A 15,321-nucleotide genomic window follows, 5' to 3' on the forward strand; every position below is an offset into this window, starting at 1 on the left:
ATGAGCCTCGCGATCAAGGCCATGCTGCTTCTTCTGATCGCGCTGATCGCCGGATGTTCGGTTCTGGCAGAGCGGCGCGAGGCCACGGCGCGCAGCAGCTACCCGCCGGTCGGACAGTTTATCGATGTGGGCGGCACCCGCGTTCACGCCTGGGTACAGGGGGCGGGGCCTGATCTGGTGCTGATCCACGGCGCGGGCGGCAACCTGCGCGATTTCACCTTTGCCCTGACCGATCAGCTGGCCGGCCGCTATCGGGTGATCGCCTTTGACAGGCCGGGCCACGGCTGGACCGACCGGTTGCCGGGCTATGGCGGGCTGGGCAACACCAGGGGCGAAAGCCCCGCTGAACAGGCCGCCCTGCTGCAAAAGGCCGCCGCCGAACTGGGGGTCACGCGCCCCATCGTCGTGGGTCATTCCTATGGCGGCGCGGTGGCGCTTGCCTGGGGGCTCGGCCAGCCCGAGCAGACAGCGGCGCTGGTCACGCTGGGCGGCGTGTCGAACCCCTGGCCCGGAGAGCTGGACCGGCTCTACAAGGTCACCGGCTCTGCCCTGGGCGGTGCAACCGTGGTGCCGTTGATTACGGCGCTGGCGCCGGAGGCGCGCATCGATACGGCCGTGGCCTCGGTCTTTGGCCCGCAGAAGCCGCCCGAAGGGTATGTCGATCATATCGGCGGCGAACTCAGCCTGCGCCGCGAGGCCCTGCGCGCCAACGGCCAGCAGGTCCGAAGCCTGCGCCCGCATATCGTCGAGATGGAGCAGCACTACGCCACCCGGCTGACGATGCCGCTGGAAATCGTGCATGGCACGGCGGACGATACCGTACCCATAGAGATCCATGCCGAGAAACTGGTGACACAGGCGCCGCGCGCCCGCCTGACCCGCCTGCCGGGCATCGGCCATATGCCCCATCACGTGGCCAAGGCCGAGGTGCTGGCCGCGATCGACCGTGCCGCTGCGCGCGCCGGGTTGCGTCGTTAGATTGCACCTGACACACAGACCCGCCATAGTGCCCGGAAAACAGGAGGGGCTCATGAAACTGCCGTTTGACGGGGCCATCAGCGCCTATTTCAGGAATGACGCACCGGCAAATGTGCGCAACGCCATCCAGCGGGCGGAAAAAGGCGATGTCCTGGATGCTTCCTACCCCCATTCCGAACGGATGCCACGCAAGGCCTACGAGCGCGACATCGCCCGGCTGCAGATCGAACTGGTCAAGATGCAGTCCTGGGTCAAGCAAAGCGGTGCGCGCGTCGCGATGGTGTTCGAGGGCCGCGATGCTGCTGGCAAGGGCGGCACGATCAAGCGTTTCCGCGAAAACCTCAACCCGCGCGGCGCGCGCGTGGTGGCCCTGTCGAAACCAACCGAGGCGGAAGCGACCCAATGGTATTTCCAACGCTATATCGATCACCTGCCCGCGGGCGGGGAAATCGTGTTCTATGATCGCAGCTGGTATAATCGCGGTGTCGTGGAAAAGGTGTTTGGGTTCTGCACCGACGACCAGCGCGAACATTTCTTCACCCAGGCGCCGGATTTCGAAAAGATGCTGGTGGATGAGGGGATCATCCTTGTCAAATTCTGGCTGAATGTCGGGCGGGCCGAGCAGCTGCGCCGGTTCCTCAGGCGCGAGAGCGATCCGCTGAAGCAGTGGAAACTCAGCCGGATTGACGTGGAGGGGCTTAAGAAATGGGAAGAATACAGCGCCGCCATCCGTGAAACGCTGGAGCGCACCCATACATCCGTCGCCCCCTGGACGGTGATCCGGTCCGATGACAAGCGCCGCGCGCGGCTGTCAGCCATACGGCACCTGCTGCAGTCGGTCGACTATGCGCACAAGGAAACGGGCGCGATCGGTGAAACAGATGGCTCCGTCTGCGCCGGCCCCGAGATCTGGGATGCCTAAGCGCGGCTATCATCATGGCAACCTGCGCCAGGCGCTGGTCGAGGCCGTGCTGAAGCTGATCGAGGCGCGGGGGCCGACCGGCTTTACCCTGTCCGAGGCCGCCAAGCAGGCGGGGGTCACCCCCGCCGCGGTCTACCGGCATTTCGAGGGGCGCGAAGACCTGATCGCCGAAGCCGCGCGCCAGGGCTATGAGGTTTTTGCCGACCTGATGCAGCACGCCTACGAGACGGGCCAGCCCTCGGCGCTGGCCTCGTTCGAGGCGACGGGCCGCGCCTACCTGGCCTTCGCCCGCCGCTATCCCGGCCATTACATCGCCATGTTCGAAAGCGGGATCTCGGTAAACCGCACCCCCGAACTGGCCGCGATCTCGGCCCGCGCGCGCAAGGTGCTGGAACGCGCCGCCGAAGAGCTGAGCCAGCACATCCCGCCGGAAAAGCGCCCGCCCCCGGCGATGTTTTCTGCCCATATCTGGGCGCTCAGCCACGGTGTCGTGGAACTCTTCGCGCGCAACAGCCCCGGCACGCAAAGCCCGTTCCCGCCCGAAGATCTTCTGGAAACCGGGATCGGCGTCTATCTGCGGGGTCTGGGCATCCTGCCGCCCGACGCGTGATCACCGGCGCCGCCCGGCGCTAACGCCTGCCGTACCCTGCCGAGACCAGCGGACCGACCGCGATCGCGCCCCGGGTCGAAAGGTGGTCGCTGTCGCGGTACAGCACCGTGTCCCCGAGGAACCAGGCATAGCTGTCGCCCTCGACGAAGAAGTCGGTCAGCGACAACAGTTCGACACCCTCCTGCTGGGCCATGCGCGCCAACACGCTGTCGGCATAGGCGACCAATGCGTCATGCTGCGCGCGCTTGATGTAGCTGGCCTTGAATTTCTCGCGGGCCTGTTCAGGTGTGAGGCCCTGCAGAATGGCCTGCAGCAACACGTTTTCCGGCAGGACCCATTGCTGCGGCACCTGCGCGATCAGGATAACGCGAATTCCGGCCTCGCGGTAGAAGGCAACGGTCTTTTCCAGCCCGGCCTCGAAATTGGCGCGGCGCTCCTCCTCGGAGCTGACCCTGACACCGGCAGTCTGCGTCAGCGCGAATTCGTCCTCCTCCCCGCTGTAATCGCCGCTGGCATAAAGGCTCCAGCGCGAGGCGATAAAGACCGTCTCGACCCCCTGAACCACCGCCTGGTTCGCCAGGTGATGGGCGATGTTGCTGCAGATCAGCGATTCGGCCCCGCCGCTGGAAAGGTAAACCCCCAGAAGCGGCGGACAGGCCGCCCGCACGCCGCGCAGCACGGTCACGTCATGATCCTGCGAGACCTGGTCGAAAGCCGCCAGAATGGATTGGGCGTGGCTGTCCCCCAGCAATGCGATCCTGGCGGCCGGTGCCTCGGGATCGTAGACCGCGCACAGCCGGCCTTCGACAATTGCCTGCTTATCCTTGCAGATGTCGCGCTGGCGGGTTTCATAGAGCTGCTCGCGCCAGGTCGTCATCAGCCCCGGTTCTCTTTCCTCGACCCGAAACGGCAATCCCTTGGTGACATCCCCCCAGGTGCCGAACCCGGCAAAGACGACGATCCCGGCGACACTGGCCAGCAGCAGCGGCCTGCGCTCGGGAAACCAGTCGCGGCGCCGGAACGGGGTTTCGACAAACCGCCAGCTGAACCAGGCCAGCAGCAGCGACGCCACCGCGAGGGAGCTCATCAGCCAGAGCGAAGGTTCGGATACACTGCGGATACGCGCGAAGACGAAAAGCGGCTGATGCCACAGATAGGCGCTGTAGCTGATCAGCCCTACCGCCACCATCGGCCCCAGCGACAGGAACCGCGCCACCATGGTGCCTTTCGCGGCGAACAGGATGATCAGCGCCGTCCCCAGAACCGGTACCACGGTATAGACCGACGGAAACGGCAGGCTCCCGTCGAAAAAGACGATGCTGTAGAGGATCAGCCCCAGCCCCAGCAGCGCGCCCAGCTCGCTGCGCATCTGCGCGCGGTTGAACAGCAGCGCGGCACAGATCGACCCGGCCAGCAACTCCCACAGGCGCGAGGGCGAGAAAAAGAAGTTCTCGGTCGGGTAGTTGCGCCACCCCCATTCCGCCAGCGCCAGCGACAGGGCCGAGAGGATCAGAAAGACGATCAGGAACTTGGTGCGCATGAACTGCCCAAGCGCCCACAGGACCAGCGGGAACAGCAGGTAATACTGCTCTTCCACCGCCAGGCTCCAGGTGTGCAAGAGCGGGCGGAACTCGGCGCCAACATCGAAATAGGACGATTTTTCAAGAAAGTGGATGTTCGATATGAACATCGCCGCATAGCTCAGGCTGCGGGCGTAGTCCTCGAACGGGTCCGGTGGGATCCAGCGCCAGGCGAAGGGGATGGTGCAGATCAGCACGAAGAACAGCGCCGGCAGAATCCGCCGCGCCCGACGCTCGTAGAACCCCAGCAGCGAATAGGTGCCGTTTTCGCGCTCGTTGATCAGGATGGAGGTAATCAGATAGCCGCTGATGACAAAAAACACGTCCACGCCGACATAGCCGCCGCTGAACAGCGAAAACCCGGCATGAAACAGAATAACCGGCAAAACCGCGACCGAGCGCAAGCCATCTATTTCTGGACGGTACTTCATCAAACGTCTCAGCTACAATACTGGCTGGATGATCCCCCCGAACACCCTTGGGCCAGAAGTACAAGAAGGCGCCGGGGTCTGTCCTCGGCGCCTCCTCGTAGTCACATTGGCAGTCGCCCGCCTTAGCGTTTCGAGAACTGGAAGCTCCGGCGCGCCTTGCGCTTACCGTATTTCTTCCGCTCGACGACGCGGCTGTCACGGGTCAGGAAACCGGCCGCCTTGAGCGCACCGCGCAGGGACGGATCATATAGCTGCAGCGCCTTCGAGATGCCGTGCTTGACCGCACCGGCCTGCCCCGACAGACCGCCACCCTTGACGGTGGCCTGAACGTCGAACTGATCCTCGACACCGGCGACCGAGAACGGCTGGCGCAGGATCATCTGCAGCACGGGACGCGCGAAATACGCGTCCATTTCCTTGCCGTTGACCTCGACCTTGCCCGATCCGGGCTTGATCCAGACGCGGGCCACCGCGTCCTTGCGCTTGCCAGTGGCATAGGACCGGCCCAGTTCGTCACGGACGGGCTCGCGCGGCTCGGCGGTTTCAGCAACGGCCTCGGCGGTAACACCTTCGGCGACCGCTTCCAGACCTTCGAGAGAGTTGATTTCTTCAGCCATCAGATTGCCACCCGGGTGTTCTTGGAATTCATGGATTTCACATCCAGCACTTCGGGGCTTTGCGCCTCGTGCGGATGCTCAGCGCCGGCATAGACGCGCAGGTTGGTCATTTGCTTGCGCGCCAGGCGGTTGCCCGGCAGCATCCGCTTGACCGCCTGCATGACGACACGCTCGGGATGGGCGCCTTCCAGGATCTCACCGGTGGTGCGTGATTTGATTCCGCCGGGATGGCCGGTATGCCAGTAGTTCGGCTTTTCACGCTTGTCGCCGGTCAGCTGGACCTTTTCGGCATTGATGACGATGACGTTGTCGCCCATATCCATGTTCGGCGTGAACGACGCCTTGTGCTTGCCGCGCAGGCGCATGGCGATGATCGAGGCAAGACGGCCCAGAACAACGCCCTCGGCGTCGATCAGGATCCATTTCTTGTCGATATCTGCCGGAGTTGCAGAGAATGTTTTCATAAGGTGTAACCATCGGTTGACTTGGCGGAACGGACGGGCGCCCATTCCTGTTTTTGATGGGCGGGTTATAAAGGGTCACATCGTCACGTCAAGTCCCCCTTGTTCGTTTAAAGTGTTTAAAAACATCAGCTTGCGAAATAGGTATCATTTTACCCCAATTCTGTGGCGTTTTCATGCGAACCCGTCAGAGCGCCGATTTGCGCCTGCTATTGCCGCAAATAACCGTCGGTAATCCGTGGCACGACGTGCAATGCACCGCGCAGGGTCAGGTGATCGGTATCGCGGAACAGCACTTCGCCATCCTTGAACCAGGCATAACGGGCGCCCTGCGCGAAGATCCCGTTCAGGGGCAGGATTTCGGCGCCATGTGCGGCGGCGGCCTCTGACAGGACCCGATTGGCATAGCCTGCAAGCGCGTCGAACTCGTTTTGCTCGATGAAACTCCGCGCGAAGCGATGTTTTGCTGCATCAGGACCGGCATCGCTCAGCATGGACTGCCACAGGATGTTTTCGGGAAAGATCCTCTGCTGCGGCACCTCCGGGATCACGATCACGCGCAGACCGGCCGCGCGATAATGGGCCAGCATTCGGTGCACACCCGCCTCGAAGGCGGCCTGCCATCCTTCCCGGCTCTGCGACGGGTTATCCAATGTCTCGCTGACCGTGAAACCGCCATCCTCGCCCGAGAAATTCCCGCTGGCATAAAGGCTCCAGCGGGCGACCAGAAACACGGTATCAACCTCGCGCGCCAGGACATCCTGGGCAAAGGCCTGCGTGGTATTGAAACAATCCCGCGCGTCGTGGCGGGCATAGGTCAGATAGACCCCCAGGAGCGGCGGACAGGCGGCGCCCACCCCGCGCAACAGGGTCAGGTCGGCGCCTCGCGCCAGGTCGGCAAAGGCGGGCAGCATCGCCTGCGCGTGGCTGTCACCCAGCAGGGCCACCCGGCCTTGTGGATTGTCCGGCGCAACGATGGTGCAAAGCTGGCCCGGCAGCGGCGCGTCCTCGATGCAATTATCCTGCTGGCGCCACTCGCCAAGCTGCGCGTTGAGCGCGATCAGCTCGTCCGAGCCGAAGGTCTTCAGCCGTCCCGGCATCCCCTTGCTCAGATCCCCCCAGAATCCGAAACCGGCAAAGGCGACGATGCCCAGGGCAGATGCCAGGAACAGCCGGGACCGGCCCGCCAGCAGCGCCCGCCGGCGAAACGGCGCCTCGACGAATTTCCAGGTCAGCCAGGCCAGCGCCAGCGTCAGCAGGATCAGCGCCCAGATCAGCCATGCCGGTGGTTCCGTCACGCTCTGGAAACGCGCGAACACGAACAGCGGCTGGTGCCACAGATAGGCGCTGTAGCTGACCAGCCCGATCCCCACCATCGGGCGCAGCGACAGCAAACGCCCGGTCACTGAACGGCCATCGGCAAAGAGGATGATCAGCATCGACCCAACGACCGGCACCAGCGTATAGAGCGACGGAAACCTGACGCCGGTACCGTAAGAGACCACGCAGAACAGGATCATCGCCAGCCCGGCCAGGGCCAGCAGGTCATTGCGCGGCTGCGCCCGGCCAATCAGAAGGACGGCACAGATCGACCCCGCCAGCAGTTCCCACAGCCGCGAAGGGGTGAAGAAGAAATTCTCCAGCGGATAGTTGCGCAGCCCCCATTCGGCAATTCCCAGCGAGACCGCCGAGAGACCCAGAAACACGATCAGGAACTTGATGCGCACGAACTGCCCAAGCGCCCACAGCACCAGCGGGAACAGCAGGTAATACTGCTCTTCCACCGCCAGGCTCCAGGTGTGCAAGAGCGGTCGCAGCTGCGCGGCGGCGTCGAAATATCCTGAATGTTCGATGAAATGGATGTTCGAGGCAAAAAGCGCGGCAAAGGCCAGGCTGCGCGCGTAATCCTCGAACGCGTCCGGCGGAATCCAGCGCCAGGCCAGCGGCGCCGTGCAGAGCAGCACGAAAAACAGCGCCGGCAGGATCCGCCGCGCCCGGCGTTCGTAGAAGCCAAGCAGCGAATAAGTGCCCGCCTCGCGCTCGGAAATCAGGATGGTGGTGATCAGATAGCCGCTGATGACGAAAAACACGTCCACCCCGACATAGCCACCGCTGAAACCCGCGAACCCTGCGTGAAACAGGATGACCGGCACGACCGCGACCGCCCGCAACCCATCTATCTCCGGCCTGTATTTCATCTGCTGTCGTCTATCCGAAACTGGGTATCTGTCCGCGCCGCGCATGGCGCGCGGCGGTATATCGCGCCCCCCGCCCCCAGGCAAGATCAAAGCCGTCGCGGGCCGTGCGGGTGCTCAGACCGATATCTCGTCCTGCGGGTTGTCCAGAAGATCGCGGATGATGTCCACCGCCGCCTCGAAACAGCCCTCGGCAACCTGCGCGTTGATGGCCAGACGCACCGAATGCGGCGCGCGGGTGTCGCGCAGCACGAAATCTTCCGAGGATTTCAGCAACACGCCCCGGGCCTGCGCCGCGCGGACAAACCGGCTGGCCCGCCAGCCTCCGGGCAGCGAAATCCACAGCAGGGGCACATCCTCCTGCCAGGTCACGTCATGCCCGCCCAGGTGATTGAGCGCCAGGCGCACGCGTTCGGCCAGCTTTTCCCGGGTCTGGCGCAACACCGGATGCAGGCGCGGATCGTTCAGCACGGTGTTGGTGATCTCGGTCAGGGGACGCGCCAGCCCGAAACAGGTAAAGCTGACCGTGCGCACCAGATCCTTGGTCCTGACCCTCGGCCCGATCGCCCATCCCACCCTCAGCGCCGGGGTCAGGGTTTTCGACAGGGACGACACATACCACCCCAGGTCCGGCAGCAATGCCCGGTAGCTGTCGGCGCTTGCGGGTGTCAGCTTGTAGCAATCGTCGTCGACGACGTGCAGCCCGTGCCGGCGCGCCACCTCGGCAACCTCGTGACGGCGGCGCAGGGTGGTGCGGCGCAGGGTCGGGTTGTTCACCTCGGCCGAGGTCAGGAAGACCTGCGCGCGATGCCTCCGCGCGGCCTCCTCCAGCGCATCCGGCAGCGGCCCTTCGGCGTCGCATTCCACGGCCACGACCCGCGCCCGGCACAGCTCGGCGGCGCGGCGAAAGCCCGGATAGGCGTGCTGCTCGATCAGCACAACCGGTTCGGGCCCTTCGAGCACCGTTTGCAAGACCGCCAGCATCGCGTTCTGGGCGCCATGTGCCAATACAATGTCATCCGCGGCAAAATTGCCGATCGGCAGCCCGGCCAGATGGCCGCGCATCGTCTCGCGCAGCGGACGGTCATCGACATCGTTGGGATAGCGCATCATGCTGCGCGTACAGGCCTGTTCACCAACCGAGCGGATGGCATCGCGCAACAGTTCCGTCTGCCCGACATCCGGCAGCCACGGGCTGCGGAACGACACGGTTTCCGGCCAGTCATGCGGCTCATCGGACTGCATCTGCTTGTCCGCCACAAAGGTGCCCCGCCCCACGCCGGCCTCCAGCAGGCCCTCGTCCTTCAACAGCGTATAGGCCCGCGCGACCGTCCCCGGCGTGACCGAGGCGCGATAGGCCAGGTCGCGAACAGGCGGCAGCTTGCTGCCTTTTTCCAACACCCCGTCGGCGATCCCCTTGCGCAGCGCGCTTGCCAGGGCCTGGTATTTGGATTTGCCCGCTTTCGACAGGTCCGGCCGCCACATTGTACTCATTACAATCTTTTCCTCGACGCAATGTTCCGAAAATTGTATCCCTTCGTTACAAGATAACTTAGCTTTGTGTCAATACAATTTAGGAGAGAACCATGGCACACGTTCACGTCATCACCCTTGCCGACAGCCTGAAGACCTCGGGCGGCTACCCCCTGCCCCTGCTGGCCCGCATTGCCATGCAGTTCGCGGTGATCGTGACCACGTGGGACATGAAATACCGCACCCGAAAGCAGCTGTTGAAGCTTGACGCACATCTGCTGCGCGACATCGGCATCGAACGCAGCGCGGCTGATACGGAGGCCCGCCGCCCATTCTGGCATTGACCATCCCTGATTGCCGGAATGTCCTGAGGGTCGGAGCGCGCCTCCGGCCCTTTTTTGCCTTGGCCTTTGCCGGAACCGAACTGGAGTACGCCCATGCCCCCCTGTGAAACCCGGTTCGAGACCGAACGGCTGGTGATGCGCTCGTGGCGTCGTGATGACCTGGAGGATTTCACCCGCCTTCACGCCGATCCGCAGGCAATGGGGGACTACCGCGGCCCGGTCAGCGCCGAGGTCAGCGAGAAGAAATTCAACGACTACCGCGATCAGTACAAACGCCACGGATTCATTCGTTGGCATGTTTCCAACAGGAATGGCGATTTTCTGGGCTATGTCGGCCTATATCCGAATGGTGCGGATCATCCGCTGGGCGCACATAGCGACATTGGCTGGCGCCTGCACCCCGACGCCTGGGGCAGTGGCTATGCGACCGAGGCCGCCCGCGCCACGCTTGCCCATGCGTTCGAAACTTATGGCCTTGCCGAAATCCTGGCCTATACCCAGGCCGAGAATCTGGCCTCGCAGGCCGTGATCGGACGGCTGGGGCTGCGGCGCGACCCGGCGCGGGATTTTTCAATCGACGATCCGGTCGCCGGGATGTGGCACGGGCTGACCTGGGTGGCAGGCAACCCCGGTCAGGCGGCGGGCGGGATCGAATAGGTCAGGCTGGCGCGGGCCACCGGCTTTTCCATGCCCTCGGAAAAGATCAGCACCTCGCCCACCGCCAGAACACGGCCAAGCTTCAACAGGCGGCATTCGGCGATCAGATCGACCCCCGCCACCGGCTTGCGCATGAAGTCGATCGAACAATTCGTCGTCACCGCCAGACCCACCGGACCAATCATCGCCAGCACCGCCAGGTAAACGGACACATCCGCCAGGCCAAAGATCGACGGGCCGGACACAGTGCCGCCGGGACGCAGATGGCGCTCTTCGACCTTCAGGCGGGTGCGAATGCGCATCTCGCCCAGATCCTCAATGGCAAATTCACCGCTGACCTGTGGAAACTCGCGGTCCAGAAACGCCATCAACGCATCGGTGTCCATCTGCAAGGCCATGCTTCCCTCCGTGCCCGTTCGACGCTAACAATGACCCCAACACAGTCGGAGACACAAGATGGCAATTCTGGAACGTAACGATACCGGCGCTGTCGCCCGGCTGACACTGAACGCGCCCGAGAAGCTGAACGCGCTCAGCGATGCGATGCTGGCCGCCCTGCAGGAGGAGTTCGACCGCCTGCGCGAGCAATCCCATATCCGCGCCGTCATCATCGCAGGCGCCGGCAAGGCCTTCTGTGCCGGCCATGACCTCAAGGAAATGACCCAGGGGCGTCAGGCCGAGGATGGCGGCAAGGCCTATTTCGCCGATCTCTTCGCCCGCTGTGCGCAAGTCATGCTGTCAATCCGCGCCCTGCCCCAGCCGGTGATCGCCCAACCGCACGGCATCGCCACCGCCGCCGGCTGCCAGCTGGTGGCCACCTGCGACATGGCCGTCGCCGCCGAGGGAACGCGGTTTGGCGTCAACGGTGTGAACATCGGGCTTTTCTGCTCGACCCCGATGGTCGCGCTCAGCCGTAACATTCCCCGCAAACAAGCCTTCGAGATGCTGACGACGGGCGCGTTCATCGACACCGACCGCGCGCGGGATCTGGGCCTTATCAACCGGGCGGTACCGGCCGAGCAGCTTGAAGGCGCCGCCAACGAACTGGCCGAAACCGTTGCCGCGAAGCTGGGGGTTGCGGTCAAGATCGGCAAGGAAGCGTTCTACAACCAGATCGAAATGCCGCTGGAACGGGCCTATGACTATACCGGGCAAGTCATGGTTGAAAACATGATGCACCGGGACACCGCCGAGGGTATCAGCGCCTTTATCGAAAAACGCCCGCCCGAGTGGCAACAGGACTGAGGTCACATTGATCACGCAATGGAATCAACCGCTTGGCGGATAGTTTCCCCGGAGATTACAGAAAGTTTCCAAGCTTTTACTTTTCAGCTCTGCCACTTTTTTGCCATGATCCCGACAGGGTTGGCATGATTGCCTTTCATTATTAACTCTTTTCTCAACGGTCAAAGTCCCGTCGCGATTGTGCCAACTCTACGAACCTCCTTGAAATCAACCACTTGACGCCCCAACCGTACTGTTTCCGGTTGCGCGCCTTATATTTTCCACATTTGCCATTTTCCTGCCGCAATTCGACGTTTAGAACGGTGTTATGGGGGCACGTTTTGCCCAACGAGCATGGGTCACCGGCACCAATTGGTTCCTCCAGGTCAGCCTCTCTCTGACCGCCAACTACCTCGGCCGGTGATCCGCTCGACTTTGCGCCAGAACCGGCGCAAGCACCTTTTCAATCGCCCGCCGATACCCTACATCGCTGCCATGACAGAGGTATTGCATATCGTTGGCGGCGGCATGGCCGGGTCCGAGGCCGCCTGGCAGGCCGCGCAGATGGGCGTGCGCGTGGTGATCCACGAAATGCGCCCGGCTGTCGGCACCTTTGCCCACCGTACCGGCGACCTGGCCGAGATGGTCTGCTCGAACTCGTTTCGCTCGGATGACGATGAACAGAACGCCGTGGGCCTCCTGCATTGGGAGATGCGTGCGGCGAACGGGCTGATCATCGAGACCGCGGATCGACACCGCCTGCCCGCGGGTGGCGCCCTGGCGGTGGACCGCGACCCGTTTGCGGCATCGGTCACCGCCCGGCTCAAAGCACATCCGCTGGTGAATGTGGAAGAGGGCGAAATCACCACCCTGCCGGATCAGGGGCACTGGATCTTCGCCACCGGGCCGCTGACATCCGAAGGGCTGGGACAGGCCATCGCGGCCGAGACCGGCAGCGAGGCCCTGGCCTTTTTCGACGCGATCGCGCCCATCGTCTATCATGACAGCATCGACATGACCCGCGCCTGGATGCAGTCGCGCTATGACAAGGGCGAAACCGAGGCGGAACGCACCGCCTACCTCAATTGCCCGATGAACCGCGATCAGTACGAGGCGTTCATCGACGCGCTGCTGGCCGCCGACAAGACCGAGTTCCACGAGGGCGAGACCGCCACCTATTTCGACGGCTGCCTGCCGATCGAGGTGATGGCCGAGCGCGGCCGCGAGACCCTGCGTTTCGGGCCGATGAAACCCGTCGGCCTGACCAACCCGCACCGCCCGGATGACAAACCCTATGCGGTGGTGCAGCTGCGCCGCGACAACGCGCTTGGCACGCTCTACAATATCGTGGGCTTTCAGACCAAGATGAAATATGGCGCACAAACTGCTGTTTTCAAAATGATTCCTGGCCTTGAAAATGCGCAATTCGCGCGCCTTGGGGGCATTCACCGCAACACGTTCCTGAATTCACCCACCCTGCTCGATGACCGGATGCGCCTGCGTTCGCGTCCGAACATCCGCTTTGCCGGCCAGATCACCGGCGTCGAGGGCTATGTCGAATCCGCCGCGATGGGCCTGCTGGCCGGGCGGCTCGCCGCTGCGGAAATCCTGCACCGCCCGCTGCCTGCCCCGCCGCAGGACACGGCCATGGGCGCGTTGATCCACCACATCACCGGCGGGGCGGATGCCAGGACGTTCCAGCCGATGAACGTGAATTTCGGCCTCTTCCGCCCGGTCGACGGCCTCAAGGGCGGGCGGCGCGGCCGCAAGGACCGCTACAAGGCCTATACCGACCGCGCCAAGGCCGCGTGGTCTGAATGGCTCGCGCAGACCGCGCTGGACGAAACGCAAGCGGTGTGATCTTCTGACCCCCATGCAGGACAGGTTTCTCGACAAGGCCTATGGCCTCGAAACAACTGAGGACACCCAGAATCTCTATCGGGATTGGGCGGCCAGCTATGATGCTGAAATCGCCGAAAACGGCTATGCAACCCCCGAGCGCGTGACCAGGGCGCTTGCAGAAATACTCAAGAAGAGGGACATGCCGGTTCTGGATTTCGGCTGCGGCACGGGCCTGTCGGGGCTGGCGCTGAAACTGGGCGGTTTCCAGGTGATCGACGGGATGGACCCAAACCCTGAAATGCTCGACCTGGCGCGCAAAAAGAACATCTACCGCAATCTCACGCTGATCGATATCGACGACGAAGCCCCTGTCGGAAAGGGCAGCTATGGCGCCATCACCGCGATCGGCGTGATCGGCACCGGTGCGGCCCCCGCCACCACGCTGGACCTGCTGATGAACGCGCTCGATCCCGGCGGATTGCTGGCGTTCAGCCTCAACGACCACGCCCTTGCGGACCGGCAATATACCGGCCGCCTGAACCAATGGCTGGATTGTGGCGCGGCGCGGCTGCGCTTTCAGAGACACGGGGCCCATCTGCCGAAACAGAACCTTGAGGCCACCGTGTACGTGCTTGAAAAAGCGTGACTTTCACCACCCGATTCGCCCCGTCACCAACCGGCCCACTGCATCTGGGCCACGCCTATTCGGCGCTGCTGGCCCATGACATGGCGATGTCCGAAGGCGGTGACTTCCTGCTGCGGATCGACGATCTTGACGCCACGCGATCGCGCCCCGAATGGGAAGACCAGCTTAAATCCGACCTCGCCTGGCTTGGGCTCAGGTGGCCGACCCCCTGCCGCCGCGAATCCGACTCCATGGCCGAATACGACGCCGCGCTCGACAGGCTGTGGTCCATGGGCCTGCTCTACCCCTGCACCTGCTCACGCCGCGACATTCGCGAGGCGCTCTCCGCCCCGCAGGAAGGCCCAGACGGTCTGATCTATCCCGGTACGTGCCGCGAAAAACGCGCCGCTTTCCCACGGCCCGGCGACCGGCCCCGCGATGTCACCCTGCGCCTCGACATGGCCCAGGCCTGCCGCATGGCTGGGGTTTTCGATCACCAACTCGAAACTCCGGAGGGCGGCTGCCGCCGGGTCGCCGGATTTACCGAATCCGGCGCCGGCCCCGCGGGCGATACCGGCCGGATCGAATTCACTCCTGAGGACATGTGCGCCGGCGTCGGCGACGTGGTCCTCGCCCGCAAGGATGTCGGCGCCGCCTATCACCTGGCGGTGGTGATCGACGACGACGCCCAGAAAATCACCCACGTGATCCGCGGGCAGGACCTGTTCGAGGCGACCAGGATCCACGTCGTCCTGCAACACCTGCTCGGCCTGCCCACACCCGTCTACCATCACCACCGGCTGATCCGCGACGAGGCCGGCAAGCGCCTGGCCAAACGCGACGATGCCCGCGCCATCGCCCGCTACCGCGATGACGGCGCAAGCCCGCAGGATATCCGCGACATGGTCGGGCTCGGCTGATCCTTCATCTTGCCAGAAATACTCAGGTGCCGCTCAGCCCGCCTCGGGCGCCATCGTCACCACTTCCACACCGTCCCGGATCGCCGTGTAGAAACAACTCCGCCGGTTGGTGTGGCAGGCCGGCCCGGTCTGGCGGATCGCCAGCAACAGGCAATCGCGGTCGCAATCCACCCGCATCTCGACCAGTTCCTGCACGTGGCCCGATGTCTCGCCCTTGATCCAGAACTGCTGGCGCGAGCGGCTCCAATAGGTCACCCGCCCGGTTTCCAGCGTCCTTGCCACGGCCTCGGCATTCATCCACGCCATCATCAGCACATCGCCGTTCTCAGCGTCCTGCGCAATCGCCGGGATCAGCCCGGCCGCGTCAAAGGTCAATGTCGCCGGATCAAAGCTCATGGCCGGATACCCTTTTCAACTCTCTTCACTGCCTCTATCTATGGGG

The 15,321-nt window shown here is 63.7% G+C and carries 16 protein-coding genes; 9 read left to right on the forward strand and 7 right to left on the reverse strand.

Translation table 11 applies throughout. The features are described 5' to 3' along the window. The 3 genes from AAFO92_RS11735 to AAFO92_RS11745 are packed head-to-tail and all read left to right on the forward strand — an operon-like array spanning position 1 to position 2,510. Entirely contained in the window at positions 1–978 is a 978-nt protein-coding gene (locus tag AAFO92_RS11735) for an alpha/beta hydrolase (RefSeq protein ID WP_347535267.1), read from the forward strand. Positions 979–1,030: 52 nt separating this feature from the next. After that, complete coding sequence (gene ppk2, locus AAFO92_RS11740) at positions 1,031–1,900, forward strand: polyphosphate kinase 2 (protein ID WP_347535269.1); 870 nt, start codon at positions 1,031–1,033, stop codon at positions 1,898–1,900. After that, on the forward strand, positions 1,893–2,510 hold the full coding sequence (locus AAFO92_RS11745) for a TetR/AcrR family transcriptional regulator (protein WP_347535271.1): 618 nt from the start codon (positions 1,893–1,895) through the stop codon (positions 2,508–2,510). The genes ppk2 and AAFO92_RS11745 overlap by 8 nt, the downstream gene beginning before the upstream one ends. Before the next feature lie 19 nt (positions 2,511–2,529). On the opposite strand, the gene AAFO92_RS11750 is transcribed toward AAFO92_RS11745, so the two are convergent. The 5 genes from AAFO92_RS11750 to AAFO92_RS11770 all read right to left on the reverse strand — a co-directional run bounded on the left by AAFO92_RS11750 (position 2,530) and on the right by AAFO92_RS11770 (position 9,288). Then, positions 2,530–4,521 carry an acyltransferase family protein gene (locus AAFO92_RS11750; protein WP_347535273.1) on the reverse strand — a complete coding sequence of 664 codons (1,992 nt, stop codon included), beginning with the start codon at positions 4,519–4,521 and terminating at the stop codon, positions 2,530–2,532. Positions 4,522–4,643: 122 nt separating this feature from the next. Continuing rightward, on the reverse strand, positions 4,644–5,138 hold the full coding sequence (gene rpsI / locus AAFO92_RS11755) for a 30S ribosomal protein S9 (RefSeq protein ID WP_347535275.1): 495 nt from the start codon (positions 5,136–5,138) through the stop codon (positions 4,644–4,646). Beyond that, on the reverse strand, positions 5,138–5,602 hold the full coding sequence (rplM, locus tag AAFO92_RS11760; RefSeq protein WP_347535277.1) for a 50S ribosomal protein L13: 465 nt from the start codon (positions 5,600–5,602) through the stop codon (positions 5,138–5,140). The genes rpsI and rplM overlap by 1 nt, the downstream gene beginning before the upstream one ends. Positions 5,603–5,808: 206 nt before the next feature. Next, positions 5,809–7,797, reverse strand: a complete 1,989-nt coding sequence (locus AAFO92_RS11765; protein ID WP_347535279.1) for an acyltransferase family protein — start codon at positions 7,795–7,797, stop codon at positions 5,809–5,811. Between the two features lie 114 nt (positions 7,798–7,911). Beyond that, positions 7,912–9,288 carry a PLP-dependent aminotransferase family protein gene (locus AAFO92_RS11770; RefSeq protein ID WP_347535281.1) on the reverse strand — a complete coding sequence of 459 codons (1,377 nt, stop codon included), beginning with the start codon at positions 9,286–9,288 and terminating at the stop codon, positions 7,912–7,914. A 92-nt stretch (positions 9,289–9,380) separates the two neighbouring features. On the opposite strand from AAFO92_RS11770, the gene AAFO92_RS11775 reads away from it, so the two are divergent. Then, positions 9,381–9,611 carry a DUF1127 domain-containing protein gene (locus tag AAFO92_RS11775; protein ID WP_347535283.1) on the forward strand — a complete coding sequence of 77 codons (231 nt, stop codon included), beginning with the start codon at positions 9,381–9,383 and terminating at the stop codon, positions 9,609–9,611. A 93-nt stretch (positions 9,612–9,704) separates the two neighbouring features. Then, entirely contained in the window at positions 9,705–10,268 is a 564-nt protein-coding gene (locus AAFO92_RS11780) for a GNAT family N-acetyltransferase (RefSeq protein ID WP_347535285.1), read from the forward strand. On the opposite strand, the gene AAFO92_RS11785 is transcribed toward AAFO92_RS11780, so the two are convergent. Continuing rightward, positions 10,244–10,666 carry a PaaI family thioesterase gene (locus AAFO92_RS11785; RefSeq protein WP_347535287.1) on the reverse strand — a complete coding sequence of 141 codons (423 nt, stop codon included), beginning with the start codon at positions 10,664–10,666 and terminating at the stop codon, positions 10,244–10,246. The genes AAFO92_RS11780 and AAFO92_RS11785 overlap by 25 nt on opposite strands. A 58-nt stretch (positions 10,667–10,724) precedes the next feature. Here AAFO92_RS11785 and AAFO92_RS11790 point away from each other — a divergent pair, with 58 nt between their 5' ends. The 4 genes from AAFO92_RS11790 (at position 10,725) to gluQRS (ending at position 14,879) form a co-directional block, all read left to right on the forward strand. Then, a complete protein-coding gene (locus AAFO92_RS11790; protein WP_347535288.1) occupies positions 10,725–11,513 on the forward strand; it encodes an enoyl-CoA hydratase in 789 nt (262 codons plus the stop codon). A gap of 474 nt (positions 11,514–11,987) precedes the next feature. Then, the gene (gene trmFO / locus AAFO92_RS11795) at positions 11,988–13,352 is read left to right on the forward strand and encodes a methylenetetrahydrofolate--tRNA-(uracil(54)-C(5))-methyltransferase (FADH(2)-oxidizing) TrmFO (protein WP_347535290.1); all 1,365 of its coding nucleotides are present in this window, start codon (positions 11,988–11,990) and stop codon (positions 13,350–13,352) included. Between the two features lie 13 nt (positions 13,353–13,365). Next, on the forward strand, positions 13,366–13,980 hold the full coding sequence (locus tag AAFO92_RS11800) for a class I SAM-dependent methyltransferase (RefSeq protein WP_347535292.1): 615 nt from the start codon (positions 13,366–13,368) through the stop codon (positions 13,978–13,980). Further along, complete coding sequence (gluQRS, locus tag AAFO92_RS11805) at positions 13,977–14,879, forward strand: tRNA glutamyl-Q(34) synthetase GluQRS (protein WP_347535294.1); 903 nt, start codon at positions 13,977–13,979, stop codon at positions 14,877–14,879. Before AAFO92_RS11800 ends, gluQRS begins: the two co-directional genes overlap by 4 nt. 33 nt (positions 14,880–14,912) lie before the next feature. Here the strand turns inward: gluQRS and hisI are convergent, their stop codons facing one another. Beyond that, positions 14,913–15,275: a phosphoribosyl-AMP cyclohydrolase gene (hisI, locus tag AAFO92_RS11810; RefSeq protein ID WP_347535296.1), complete on the reverse strand. Its 363-nt coding sequence runs from the start codon at positions 15,273–15,275 to the stop codon at positions 14,913–14,915. Positions 15,276–15,321: the final 46 nt, after the last annotated feature.

This window comes from Roseovarius sp. CAU 1744 (genome assembly GCF_039839345.1).
Classification (GTDB): domain Bacteria; phylum Pseudomonadota; class Alphaproteobacteria; order Rhodobacterales; family Rhodobacteraceae; genus Roseovarius.

Excerpts from the sequence above, each read along its gene's own strand:
- AAFO92_RS11735 (WP_347535267.1), top strand. The coding sequence starts at position 1 with ATGAGCCTCGCGATCAAGGCCATGCTGCTTCTTCTGATCGCGCTGATC.
- ppk2 (WP_347535269.1), top strand. The coding sequence starts at position 1,031 with ATGAAACTGCCGTTTGACGGGGCCATCAGCGCCTATTTCAGGAATGAC.
- AAFO92_RS11745 (WP_347535271.1), top strand. The coding sequence starts at position 1,893 with ATGCCTAAGCGCGGCTATCATCATGGCAACCTGCGCCAGGCGCTGGTC.
- AAFO92_RS11750 (WP_347535273.1), bottom strand. The coding sequence starts at position 4,521 with ATGAAGTACCGTCCAGAAATAGATGGCTTGCGCTCGGTCGCGGTTTTG.
- rpsI (WP_347535275.1), bottom strand. The coding sequence starts at position 5,138 with ATGGCTGAAGAAATCAACTCTCTCGAAGGTCTGGAAGCGGTCGCCGAA.
- rplM (WP_347535277.1), bottom strand. The coding sequence starts at position 5,602 with ATGAAAACATTCTCTGCAACTCCGGCAGATATCGACAAGAAATGGATC.
- AAFO92_RS11765 (WP_347535279.1), bottom strand. The coding sequence starts at position 7,797 with ATGAAATACAGGCCGGAGATAGATGGGTTGCGGGCGGTCGCGGTCGTG.
- AAFO92_RS11770 (WP_347535281.1), bottom strand. The coding sequence starts at position 9,288 with ATGAGTACAATGTGGCGGCCGGACCTGTCGAAAGCGGGCAAATCCAAA.
- AAFO92_RS11775 (WP_347535283.1), top strand. The coding sequence starts at position 9,381 with ATGGCACACGTTCACGTCATCACCCTTGCCGACAGCCTGAAGACCTCG.
- AAFO92_RS11780 (WP_347535285.1), top strand. The coding sequence starts at position 9,705 with ATGCCCCCCTGTGAAACCCGGTTCGAGACCGAACGGCTGGTGATGCGC.
- AAFO92_RS11785 (WP_347535287.1), bottom strand. The coding sequence starts at position 10,666 with ATGGCCTTGCAGATGGACACCGATGCGTTGATGGCGTTTCTGGACCGC.
- AAFO92_RS11790 (WP_347535288.1), top strand. The coding sequence starts at position 10,725 with ATGGCAATTCTGGAACGTAACGATACCGGCGCTGTCGCCCGGCTGACA.
- trmFO (WP_347535290.1), top strand. The coding sequence starts at position 11,988 with ATGACAGAGGTATTGCATATCGTTGGCGGCGGCATGGCCGGGTCCGAG.
- AAFO92_RS11800 (WP_347535292.1), top strand. The coding sequence starts at position 13,366 with ATGCAGGACAGGTTTCTCGACAAGGCCTATGGCCTCGAAACAACTGAG.
- hisI (WP_347535296.1), bottom strand. The coding sequence starts at position 15,275 with ATGAGCTTTGATCCGGCGACATTGACCTTTGACGCGGCCGGGCTGATC.